Source organism: Pseudomonas sp. Irchel s3a12, from assembly GCF_900187485.1.
Lineage (GTDB): Bacteria > Pseudomonadota > Gammaproteobacteria > Pseudomonadales > Pseudomonadaceae > Aquipseudomonas > Aquipseudomonas neuropathica.
The window spans coordinates 59,810-70,554 of sequence record NZ_FYDN01000002.1 but is presented as its reverse complement, the minus strand read 5'-3'; the positions used below and the strand labels follow the sequence as shown (position 1 = coordinate 70,554).

At 50.6% G+C, this 10,745-nt stretch carries 11 protein-coding genes; 5 read left to right on the top strand and 6 right to left on the bottom strand.

Features of this window, described 5'->3' with window-relative positions; translation table 11 throughout:
• Positions 1–92 precede the first annotated feature (92 nt).
• The 3 genes from CKW14_RS03900 (at position 93) to CKW14_RS03890 (ending at position 1,198) form a co-directional block, all read left to right on the top strand.
• On the top strand, positions 93–335 hold the full coding sequence (locus CKW14_RS03900; RefSeq protein WP_095047535.1) for a hypothetical protein: 243 nt from the start codon (positions 93–95) through the stop codon (positions 333–335).
• A 10-nt stretch (positions 336–345) separates the two neighbouring features.
• Entirely contained in the window at positions 346–528 is a 183-nt protein-coding gene (locus CKW14_RS03895; RefSeq protein ID WP_034152556.1) for a hypothetical protein, read from the top strand.
• 85 nt (positions 529–613) lie between these two features.
• Positions 614–1,198 (top strand): hypothetical protein, encoded by a 585-nt coding sequence (locus CKW14_RS03890; RefSeq protein ID WP_095047534.1) that lies wholly within the window; start codon positions 614–616, stop codon positions 1,196–1,198.
• Between the two features lie 340 nt (positions 1,199–1,538).
• On the opposite strand, the gene CKW14_RS03885 is transcribed toward CKW14_RS03890, so the two are convergent.
• Positions 1,539–2,342: a glycosyltransferase family 2 protein gene (locus CKW14_RS03885; RefSeq protein ID WP_095124743.1), complete on the bottom strand. Its 804-nt coding sequence runs from the start codon at positions 2,340–2,342 to the stop codon at positions 1,539–1,541.
• Between the two features lie 224 nt (positions 2,343–2,566).
• Between CKW14_RS03885 and CKW14_RS03880 the strand changes: the two genes are divergently transcribed.
• Together CKW14_RS03880 and CKW14_RS03875 are read left to right on the top strand one after the other, a co-directional pair.
• Entirely contained in the window at positions 2,567–3,379 is an 813-nt protein-coding gene (locus CKW14_RS03880; protein WP_095124742.1) for a VanW family protein, read from the top strand.
• An 11-nt stretch (positions 3,380–3,390) separates the two neighbouring features.
• Complete coding sequence (locus CKW14_RS03875; protein WP_256587179.1) at positions 3,391–4,485, top strand: SUMF1/EgtB/PvdO family nonheme iron enzyme; 1,095 nt, start codon at positions 3,391–3,393, stop codon at positions 4,483–4,485.
• 217 nt (positions 4,486–4,702) lie between these two features.
• Here the strand turns inward: CKW14_RS03875 and CKW14_RS30370 are convergent, their stop codons facing one another.
• The 5 genes from CKW14_RS30370 to CKW14_RS03855 form a co-directional block, all read right to left on the bottom strand.
• Positions 4,703–5,254: a tetratricopeptide repeat protein gene (locus CKW14_RS30370; protein ID WP_371857725.1), complete on the bottom strand. Its 552-nt coding sequence runs from the start codon at positions 5,252–5,254 to the stop codon at positions 4,703–4,705.
• Positions 5,251–5,604 carry a hypothetical protein gene (locus CKW14_RS30365; protein WP_371857724.1) on the bottom strand — a complete coding sequence of 118 codons (354 nt, stop codon included), beginning with the start codon at positions 5,602–5,604 and terminating at the stop codon, positions 5,251–5,253. The genes CKW14_RS30370 and CKW14_RS30365 overlap by 4 nt, the downstream gene beginning before the upstream one ends.
• Before the next feature lie 172 nt (positions 5,605–5,776).
• Positions 5,777–6,754, bottom strand: a complete 978-nt coding sequence (locus tag CKW14_RS03865) for a tetratricopeptide repeat protein (protein ID WP_095124741.1) — start codon at positions 6,752–6,754, stop codon at positions 5,777–5,779.
• Positions 6,755–6,771: 17 nt separating this feature from the next.
• On the bottom strand, positions 6,772–7,743 hold the full coding sequence (locus CKW14_RS03860; protein WP_095124740.1) for a tetratricopeptide repeat protein: 972 nt from the start codon (positions 7,741–7,743) through the stop codon (positions 6,772–6,774).
• Entirely contained in the window at positions 7,736–10,744 is a 3,009-nt protein-coding gene (locus CKW14_RS03855) for a hypothetical protein (protein ID WP_095124739.1), read from the bottom strand. The genes CKW14_RS03860 and CKW14_RS03855 overlap by 8 nt, the downstream gene beginning before the upstream one ends.
• Position 10,745: the final 1 nt, after the last annotated feature.

The window sequence follows — 10,745 nt, the reverse complement described above, 5'->3', positions numbered from 1 at the left end:
ACAGATCGCAGCCTTCGGCAGCTCCTACAAAGGATCGGTTTGAACTTGGGTTGGGTGTTGTCCTCTACAGAAAAATCTGCCGAGGATTAGCCATGAGCGACGACCTGCACCCCCCAGACATGACCACCTGGCAGCGCCTTTTCGACGACCAGACCTACTGGCAGCAATCCCCCGACGCGCACTATTTTGACTTGCAACGCGTCGCCGACGACCTGCTCGGCCAAGGCGCCATCGACCTTGAGCAATGGCAGATCCTGCGCGCCAAAGCCGACGACCTGCACAAGGATTCACCCGCGATTAACGTCACCCGTGAACTCGACGACCCCGAAGCCTGAGGACAACCCCATGAAACCCATCACCCAAGGCGAACACCCCGACGAACCCCGTCCACCCGGCGAAACCGAACGCGACAACGACGCCCTGCGCCCCACCGACCCGAAACAGCGTGAAAACACTGGCAAAGGCACGCCCAGCGGCGAATCCACCGCGCAGGACACCGCAAAACAACAAACACCCGCCAAGCCCTGAACAGCGTCTATGCTCAGTGGCACGCCCGGCGTCGAAGCCGCTTCAACGCCGGGCGCTGCCATTCATCACAGGGAAAGTATTGATTATGAAGCTCGACGCACTGGCCAAGGCCATCACCCTCGCAACCGTACTGTCCGCCACCAGCTTCGGCGCTCTGGCTGCCGATATTCCGCTGTCTGCCACTGTTGAAGCCGATCAGGTCACCACCAAAGTGATCTCCGTCGATGCCGCCAACCATCAGGTTGTGCTCGAAGGGGCCGAAGGCAAGCCGGTTCACGTTCAGCTCAGTGACAAGGCGAAAAACCTCGCCAATCTGAAGGTGGGCGATCAGGTCAACATCCAGGTACAGCGTTCTGTCGCCGCTTACCTCGACACCGATGTGGATAAAGGTCTGCCTGGCACTACCGAACGTACCGGTGAGTTGCGTAAGGCTCCGGGCAGCGATAACCCCGGCGGCGAGGCGTATCGTCAGGTTCAGGTGCAGTTGAAAATCACCAAAATTGATTTGAAGACAAATCAGGTGACCCTGCAAAACCCGCAAGGTCAATCGAAAGTCCTCGACGTGAAACAGCCTGAAATTCAAGCCAAGCTGAAAGATCTGAAAGAAGGGCAGAGCGTTATTGTCACTTACACCGATATCTTAAAAGTGACCAGTCAACACGAAAGTTGAGTATTAGCTCTACAGGATGACTGTTCTTGTACAGGTTTATGTATGAGAACAATCATATAAAAAAGTCTGTCGGAAGTTTCCCGGTAAATATCGGTGGTACACACTTTTTAACTTTCTGGTACATAAATTTCATGTTTAAGCATGAGGACATATCTGCCAACTTCCATTAAAATCCCTCCCGTTCGCCCAGTGTCAGGGCTCTTTACCGGTGCATGGATTGCCAGGCCATTACACTGGGCGAACACCTCTTTGGAGAAGTTGTATACAATTTTCACAAACAAAAAGGGCGACTTTGAAGTCGCCCTTTTTGTTTGCCATGAATTAAGTCGAGGTCTGCCCCTCAGGCTTGTTGTCCTTGGAGGCGCTTCAACGTCGCTTGATACATTTTCGTCCTGCGGTGATTTTTGCCGTAGGTGCCTGCAGCGGCGACGGTTCCTGACTGGATGTGGTCCAGATAACTGAAAATCTTTCGCGGCGACAAAAACTTGATGCCATAGCCCAGGTTGCTCATTCGATCTTGCAGCGTATAACCCGGCACCTCTTCATCCATGCAGAAGTGCAGGCCCTGGGACTTCATCAAACGCGCATTCCACAATGTGCAGAAACTTTTCAGATGAGTTTCTTTGTAGGGTCTTGGCATTTTCGAGCGCAGGCCTAGACGCACTTTTGCTTTGCGAACATAGTGCTTGCAAAAGCGCGAAGTTAGTCGCCACGTATCACGCAAAACTCCCCGATTGAGTTGTTCGACACAACCGACTGCAGCCATGTCCGGGGTTTTCGTGCACTCGCGCATCATCATGGCAAACACTTCTTTGTCGTAGACAAAGGTGTCGGTGTGCAACAGAAACAGATAATCGGTGTCGACTTTTTCCAGCGCCAGATCCAGGGCCTTGCCATGCGCAATATGGCCGACTTCCTTGCCCGGCGAAGGCCGTTCGATCAAGTTGATCCAGTCGAGCGAGCGCAAGTAATCCAGACTGGCATCCGCCGAATCGTTATCGACCACCCACACCGGAATGCGTTGCTCCTGGACGTGCTCACGCAAAAGCTCGAGGCACATTCTGGTGATGTCCGGGGTTTTGTAATTTACCAAGACAAGGCTGAAATTCGACGATGGCTGGGTTGGTAAATCAAACGCTTTCATGTCGGAAGGACTCATCTGCGATTCAAGGGCATCAGGGTTTCGTGGCCGCGATCGTAGCGAGGCAACCTTAGGCGAACCTTAATTTGCGGATGTGACGGTAGATGTATGCCGAAGAGAGGCGGTTGGTCTTATGAAATGCATGGGGTGCTGCCGGTCATTACCGGATAAAATGCGCGCCCCTCTCACGGTTCAAGGAAGAAACGGCGCACGCCGTTGTGTCACGGATGAAACCACTTTCCCTCTACCACCCGGCCTTGTACTGGCTGCGCGTGTGGCAAAAAAGACTGTTCCGCCAGCTTGCCTGGCGCTGCTCTAGCAAACGCTACGCACGCCCCGTCGCCGCAGCCGAGCGCCTGCCATTTCGCTACCTCAAACACACCTCAAAACTCATCCGCAAACTCGGCGACTCCGACCTCGCCCTGCAACACAACAAAGTCATCAACCTCAAACTCGCCGTCGCCGCCATCGACAGCGTCATCATCGGCCCCGGCGAACACTTCTCCTTCTGCCGCCTCGTCGGCCGCCCGACGTTGAAGCGCGGCTACGTTGAAGGCATGGAACTGTCCTTCGGCGAGGCACGACGCGGGGTAGGCGGTGGCATTTGCCAACTGAGCAACCTGATTCACTGGATGGCCATTCATTCACCGCTGGTGGTGGTCGAACGCTCCAACCACAGCTTCGACCCGTTTCCGGATGAGGGGAGGGTGCTGCCGTTCGGGTCCGGGGCGGCGATTTTCTACAACTACGTTGATCTGGTGCTGCATAACCCGACGGATCGGCACTTTCAGCTGAAATTGAACGTCGGCGAGACACAACTCGAAGGGGAGTTGCTGTGTGATCGGGTGAGGGAATATCGCTACCACGTGTTCCAGGAGGCACACCGGTTTGTGCGAGAGGGCAGCAGGGTGTTTCGCGAGAACGAGATTTGGCGAGAGGTCAGGGAAAAGGGGCAGGTGGGGCAGTTGGTGGAAAGGGAGAGGCTTTATCGGAATCGGGTCGTGGTGAAGTATGCAGTGGCGGGCGAACTGGTTGAGTAGATGCATTGTGAATGCGGGGCTTCAGCTTTGATGACGTACTGTTGCTCTTCAGCTTTTCGCGGTTTTTATGCGGGTTAGCCGTTGCCTTTCGGGCACTTTATAAGGAATTTTTAGTGATACGTCCGTATGCGTTAGCCCTGGCAAGCACGATGCTTTTCACCGGATGCGGTGCAAAATCGGGTTCTTTACCCAGCAGTCAAAGTATGTCCCCTGAAAAGGTGGCCTCGATCGCGACGACAATCAAAACGAAATACCCTGACCTTTCCAGCGAACTTCGTGACAAAGTGCTGAATACGGTAGTGCAGTCAATCGACAATATGGTTTTTGTTGAAGGTGGCCAGTTTGATATGGGGGATTTTGGTTGGGCTTGTGAGTACGACGAAGAAAATGTTTGTACCTGGCCATGTGGGCAAAAAACGGACCAGCTTTGTAATATTAGCCGCAATGCAGATGACGATTTTGTACATACGGTTAAGTTGAGCTCTTATTATCTTTCAAAATTTCAGACGACCGTGCGTGATTTTGATGTTTTCTTTATGTCGCAAGGTATAGAAGTGTTTGATGCTAAACTTCGTGATAGAGAAAATTTAAAGAGTATGTATTCTCCTAGGCTTCCTGCGCCTACAAAAACATGGCAGGAAGCTAAGGATTATTGTCAGTGGATAGCAGGCATCAGCGGCTATGGTGTAGATCTTCCATCGGAGGCACAGTGGGAATTCGCGGCGAGAAATCGCGGGCAGCATATATTGTTTCCAACTAGTAGTGGGAGCTTGGATTTCGGTAAAAATTTTCCAATGGAAGGGGAGGGGGAAACATTCTTTGTTGATAGATTTTTTCCTAATCCGTTGGGCATATATAACCTTTCAGGCAATGCAACCGATTGGGTAAATGATTGGTACGACGATGAGTACTATCAGAATTCGCCGGTAGAAAATCCTGAAGGTCCAAAAAATGGTAAGCAGAAAGTAAAACGTGGTTCAAATTACCCCGAAGCCCCATTGTCAGCAGCGCCGGTTGTACGGCGCTGGCCGGAAAATCCAAACGAGGATGCTTACTATCCAGGTACAAGTTTCCGATGTGCGATTCAGTCGGACAAGCTGCTCTGAGGTTTTCAATGTGAAAAGGCACTACTCTAGGTGCCTTTTTAAGCTAGACCCTCAAAGTTGATGCTGGGATTTCTCAGGGGGATCTCAGGGACAGACCATGTTTAGAGTGCGTAAAGGTGAAAGGCATTCCGGGGCAAATTTCATCTAGAAAAAAGAAACCGTGTTCTACCCTGATTGCAGTTGATCGACGGTTGATATATTAAGGATGTTTGATTGTCTAGTACCCGTATATTGGATCGAAATAAGATAAAGGAGGGTGAGTTTTTTTCCATTCTTTCGAAAGCTCAATCCCTTCTGTTATTTCTACAGGATTCATTTTTTTAGCCAGATCCGGGAGCAGTCGCTTTGCATCTTCTGGTGCTGTTCCTGCCTCCAGTTTTGAAAGTAAAAGCGTCAAGCCGTATGCTTCAATCAGATTTTCTGGGTAGCCAAGTTCATTGGACGGATCTGAAATTTTGTATGCGTAGGTGCCAACTGCATCTATATTGCTGTGTTCCGCTGAGTTTTTCACCCAGTATGCGATCTCTTCTTTACTACCATTATGGTCGTATAAGTAATTCGCATAGAGGAACATACCTCTCGGGTTACCGCCTTCCGATGACGCTTTAAACCATTTGATAATCGCTTTTTCTCGACTACCTGGAATCAAAAACCACCCGGCACCGCTTTTGTAAGCGCTAGCCAGCATTTGTTGTGCGTAACTGTCACCTGCTTCGGCCGCTTTCTCAAGCCATGGCAGGCCCTGACCAGCCGTATACAGGACGGTCATTGCTTCTGTGTCGCCTTTTTTGCTCGTTCTTGAGCCGTTGTTAGTGAACGCTCTCGCCAGTCGACTCCATTTTTATCTGTGCAAGTTCCCATACTTCCGCACAAATCATTTTTGTTGCTTAAGCGGAGCATTGCATATAAAAAACCTTGCTCAGCTGAGGCCTCATACCATTTTTTTGCGTCTGGAGTGATATAGCGCTGACTGAGTCTAATAGCTTCGCCCAAATAATATTGTGCGTCACGATCCCCTGCCTCTGCGGCAATGTTCAGAAAGGGCTGGGAGTCGTACCAGTCACTCTGTTTGAAAAGAATAATTCCCGTTTCTCCGGCCTCTTTTTGCGCTGCTGTCATTCCGGCGTAAGCTGGGTTAGACAGTGCTAACGAGAACAATAAAAATAATATTTTTGATCATTGGTGGGATCTATAAAATTTTAATTTCTTGTTATGCAATTGTTGGTTCTACAAATGCCCAAGGGCTAGTTGCACTTATAGCGTTTGGCGGTGGCCCTGGGAATGAATTGGCTTAATATCCGTAAATTGGATCAAAGTAGGAAAGTGGGGGGTGTGTTTTTTCCCATTCCTTTGCGAATGAAATCCCCATTTCGATTTCTTCAGGTTTCATTTTTTCTGCAATCTCAGGGAGGCTGATCTTCGCTTCCCTTGGTGCTGCTCCCCCTCCTTGGAGCTGTGTTATCAAATACGTAAAGCCATAGGCTTTGACTAAATCGAGCGGAAAGTCGTAACTATTCGGAAGGTGGGCGATATTGAGGGCATAGCTTCCAAGTGCATCGATATGTCCTGCTTCAGCTGTTTTTTTAAGCCAGTGTCCTATCTCTTCCTTTTTCCCATTGTGCTCATATAGGTAGTTAGCATAAAGGTACATTCCAGGAGGATAGCCCCCTTCCGCAGACGCCTTAAACCAATTCTTGACTGCTTTCTCTCGACTGCCTGGGATCAGGAACGAACCCTGTCCACTTTGGTAGGCACTTGCTAGAAGTTGCTGGGCAAAGTTATCACCAAAGTCTGCAGCCTTTTCTAACCACTCCAAACCTTGTTTGGCTGTAAAGAGCGCAACCATTGCTTCGGTGTCGCCTCTCTCCGCGCGTTCGTGTGCAGTTTTTAAGGCCAAAGTTCTCCAGTCCTTAACATTTTTCTGCGTGCAGGTTTCGACTAAAGTGCATAGATCTTCTTGGTTGCTAAGACGCAGCATGGCATAGATGTGTCCTTTTTCGGCTGCGGCCTCGTACCATTTTACGGCGTCCTCTGTCATGTAACGGTTACTTAGGCGGATGGCCTCGCCTAAGTAATACTGAGCGTCTCGATCGCCTGCTTCGGCAGCGGTTTGTAAAAAAGTCCGCGAGGAAGTCCATGCACTTTGCTGGTAAAGCATAATGCCAGTTTCTTTCGCTGCCGCTTGATTTTCAATGACTTGGGCGTTGGAAATTGATGTGGTGGAAACCCACAAGGCGATGCTCAAGAAAATAGGGCGGAAAGCGGACACAGATAAACTTCCTTAGATCAATAGCCGTAAGCCGGAACAAAGTAGGAAAGTGGTGGGTGAGTCTTTTCCCAATCTTTGGCAAAACGGATCCCATCCTTGATTTCTTGAGGACTCATCTTTTCGGCAATTTCAGAAAGGCTTCTTCTAGCATCCTCAGGGGCTACGCCACCGCCCTGCAAATGGGAGATAAGGTAGGTGATTCCATAGGCTTCTACTAAGTCCAACGGAAATCCGTAACTGTCAGGGAGATGCGCTACAGTGAGGGCATATCCACCAGCGGCATCAATGTGACCTGACTCAGCGGCCTTTTTTAGCCAATATCCTACGTCTTCTTTGCTTGCTTTATTTTCATATAAAAAATTTGCGTAAAGGTACATACCCGGTGGGTAGCCGCTCTCCGCTGAAGCTTTGAACCATTTCTCAACGGCTTTTTCGCGGCTGCCAGGAATAAGGAACCAGCCTTCACCATCTTTGTACTTACCGGCAAGGACTTTTTGAGCAAATCCACTGCCTGCCGTCGCTGCTTTTTCCAACCATTGCAAACCTTGCTTGGCAGTAAATAAAACAATCATTGCCTCAGTATCGCCTTTCTTGGCGCGCTCATTTGCAACCTGTAGTGCATAATTCCGCCATTCTTCATTACTTTTACCTGAGCAACTCCCCATCTCTTTGCACAAATCATGCGAATTACTCAACCGAAGCATTGCATACAAATTTCCTTGCTTAGCTGCTGATTCGTACCATTTTTTTGCGTCTTCGGTGGTGTAGCGGTTGCTGAGGCGGATAGCCTCTCCCAAGTAATATTGCGCTGTACTGTCTCCCGCATCTGCCGCAATTTTCAGTAGCGGCTGAGAATCGTACCAATCACTTTGCTGATACAGGATAAGGCCTTTATTTTTTGCTACTTGTTGATCGGTCGTAAGTTCTGCAAAAGCTGAAGTGGATAGAAATATTGAATATAAAATAATGGCGTATAGTGTTTTAATCAATGTTTGGTCCTTTGTAGAAAGCCTTGACTTCTTGAATGGGTGCAAATGCAGGGCCGGTATATGTGCTCGAGTAAGTGCAGTGGCTATTCATTCTCGCCCCTAGAAGTTTAGCGTTTTCTGAGTATCGCTCCCGCATTCTGTTGTTGCCCGGGATGTGGCCTAAAACCCTTTCATTCATGAATAGATCGAGTTTTAACTTGTTTTTGCAGAACATAAGTCCTGCCTGCGGGGGACGAATCCCGTCACGATTCATGCAAATAATTGCTTCTTCAAATTGCAAATTCGCATTAGGTTTTTTTGAAATCCAACTGAGGCATCTTTCAATTGCTTGTTGTTGAATGAGGTATGCCTCGTCGTTGTTGTAGCGTTTACTGTCCTCATCATCTTCAGCAGAAAATGACTTAGGTGAAGTACTTAAAGCCATTAGTAATGGGCCTAGGGCCTGTGGGGTTAGGTTGTAAACCCAATCCTGCATTACTTTTTGGTTTTTATCCAAGATAAGTGTGTGAGCAATTTGTCCCCCACGTCCCCCCTCGGTCAGTGCATCAAATAACCCTTTAACAATCGCATACCCACGCACATAGGCAAACGCCACATCGATACCGGTGGCGCCGAGGAAGCTCAGTTTTTGCAGGTAGTCCAAGGCTTCGCCATCGACCCACTCAAGATCCTTGTATTGGTTCGCGGCCATTTCCTGTCGCACCAGTTCCGTCAAGGCCACGATGCTGTCGTAGCCGACTTCAAAGGTCAAATACCCTTTGACGCCTGCGCCCCAAACCAGCGCGCCCTTGATCGATAACAGCAGTAGGCCGTTTTGCATCCGCAGTTGCATGTCGCCGGTGTAGCCGGCGCCGATGGCCACGGCCACTTCAACTTCCAGTTTGGCCATAGGGCGCCACTGGTTGGCTGAAATGCGATTGGGCACGGGAGCAGGTGGGAGGACGCTTGGGGGAGGGCACCAGAACAGTTTGCCGGTGACTTTGCACCCCGCTTGAGCGCCGGCAAACACTTCGAACTTCGCCAGGTCGCCGGATTTCTCGGCAATGTCCACACCGACCAGGCTGGTGTAGCCGGTTTTCTGGTCCAGGGTCAGGTCGCGTGACAGCATGAGGCTTGCGCCAGCGAATCCCCAGGCCTTGGCTTCCAGATCCAGAGACAGTTTGCCGAAGTTGACGCTGCGCACGCTGCCGTCCTGGGCCTTGTATTTCGCGACCCAAGGATCGGCTTTTGCCCGTTTCGGGAATTCGACTTTGAGTAAGCTGACTTCCCCGCGCCACGCAGTTACATCCAGTGCTACTTCTACGTTGGCAATCTGAGGGGAACCACTTTTCAGCGTGGGGCCTTCCATTTTGACTTCGGACAGCAGGTTGGCACTTTCCGGGAGCAAGCATCGAACCAGTTGGGCCTGCGGGCTGTTGTCGAACAGCATGAGGTTGCGCAACTGTTTATCTTCGAAAACCATGGCTTTGAGGTTTTCGCCCCAACTTTTGCGTTTGGCTTCGGCTTTGATGCTTTCGACTCTGTAGCCTTTGGCTTCCAGTGCGGTGAAGAATTTTTCAGGCACGAAAAGTCCATGTTCATCGAACCATGGTCCCTTTTCATCGAACTGCAGCGCGCCTTCCTGTTCCAGCCAATCACTGAATATCCGGTCGTCGTCGGATTCTTTGGCAATCGACTTTGGCAAACTGGTCGCGAGTTCTTTGAGTTGACCCTCGAATGCGTTGCCGCTGACCTGCGCCAGATGTTTCAGGCTGATGTGGTTCAGGATCGTCGTCGACGATGCGCTGCTGAGCTCACGCAGTGGAATGTTTGTTTTGGCCAGTCGTTCGAGGGGTTTTGGCTTGTAGCTTTCCGCGTCCCAGAGAAACAGGCGGGGCGGCTTCAGTGCTCGAACGCGTGCTTCGGCGGTGTTCTGAATTCGCTCTGCCTCGTCATTCAGGTCGTACCACTGTTTCTGCAAGCTGACGAAGAGCACGCCGGGTGGCGCAGATTTTCCGCCAGTGGCCGAGACCCATTGGGAGTAACGTTCTTCGATCTTTTTCTCAAGCTCATCGCGTTTGGTGGTCAGCTCGATGAATGCCTGAAAATCCTCGGTACCGGCGTATTGGTCATCGGGACTCAGCGCAAACTCGGGAACTGCAATCCCGCACTCGGCAAGCTCGACGATGGCATTGATGTACTTGGACATCAGGTCTTTCAACGCCAAGATGTTGATTTGCACACCCTTGAGTTTCTTTTCGTCGATCTCGCCGGTTTCAATCAACTTTTTGTGAAGGGCCTTATATTCTTTCAGATGTTCCCAAGCCGAGGCGATCTTCTTGGTGCCTGGATCGAACATTTTGTAGCCGTGGGCTTTCGCCTTGTCGCGCTCTTTAATGTACGTATCGATGGCTTCACAGGCCTTTAACGCGCGCGGGGTATAGAAGACGCCGTTTTCTCGTTTGTACCCCAACGTTTTTGCTTTTTCGTCGGAAACTTTTTCGAGGGTTTCCATGTTTTTCTGGTTTTTCTCGATGCGTTGTCCAGCGTGGAACATCTCGCGCTCGGCGTGCATCGTGGCGTCGCTATCACCCTTGGCTTTTGCCGCCTCCCAATCCTTGCGGCACTGCGCCTTTTTGGCAGTATCTTCGGGGATTGCCGACTTCGACGCCAGGTAACTGCTATGTTGCTCGCCTTCGAGAAAGGCTTCCGGGCCCGGGGTGAGGAAGTAGTCCATCAAACCCGCGTCGGCGATGTTGCTCATGCGCGTGGCTTTATCAGCGTCGACGGTTTTCTGTTTGAGCAGGCTGACGCTTTCCTTGAGTTTCTCGGACGTGCGCTTGGGCAACAGCCAGAAACGGCGCTGACCGGTGACGTAGATGATGTCGTCATAGCTGCTGCTGCAGCCCGGCTTCTTGTCTTTGCAGAACGTTTCCGCGTCGGCAGCCTTTTTTGGTTGATCGGCCGGAATGACAACAGGTGGTTGTTCTGGCGCGGGTGTTTGTTCGGACGTACCTGTCATC

Bases quoted from the DNA above. Each gene is read 5' to 3' on its own strand.
- CKW14_RS03885 (WP_095124743.1), bottom strand. From the start codon at position 2,342: ATGAAAGCGTTTGATTTACCAACCCAGCCATCGTCGAATTTCAGCCTT.
- CKW14_RS03855 (WP_095124739.1), bottom strand. From the start codon at position 10,744: ATGACAGGTACGTCCGAACAAACACCCGCGCCAGAACAACCACCTGTT.
- CKW14_RS03895 (WP_034152556.1), top strand. From the start codon at position 346: ATGAAACCCATCACCCAAGGCGAACACCCCGACGAACCCCGTCCACCC.
- CKW14_RS03875 (WP_256587179.1), top strand. From the start codon at position 3,391: ATGCGGGGCTTCAGCTTTGATGACGTACTGTTGCTCTTCAGCTTTTCG.
- CKW14_RS30370 (WP_371857725.1), bottom strand. From the start codon at position 5,254: ATGACCGTCCTGTATACGGCTGGTCAGGGCCTGCCATGGCTTGAGAAA.
- CKW14_RS30365 (WP_371857724.1), bottom strand. From the start codon at position 5,604: ATGACAGCAGCGCAAAAAGAGGCCGGAGAAACGGGAATTATTCTTTTC.
- CKW14_RS03880 (WP_095124742.1), top strand. From the start codon at position 2,567: ATGAAACCACTTTCCCTCTACCACCCGGCCTTGTACTGGCTGCGCGTG.
- CKW14_RS03890 (WP_095047534.1), top strand. From the start codon at position 614: ATGAAGCTCGACGCACTGGCCAAGGCCATCACCCTCGCAACCGTACTG.
- CKW14_RS03900 (WP_095047535.1), top strand. From the start codon at position 93: ATGAGCGACGACCTGCACCCCCCAGACATGACCACCTGGCAGCGCCTT.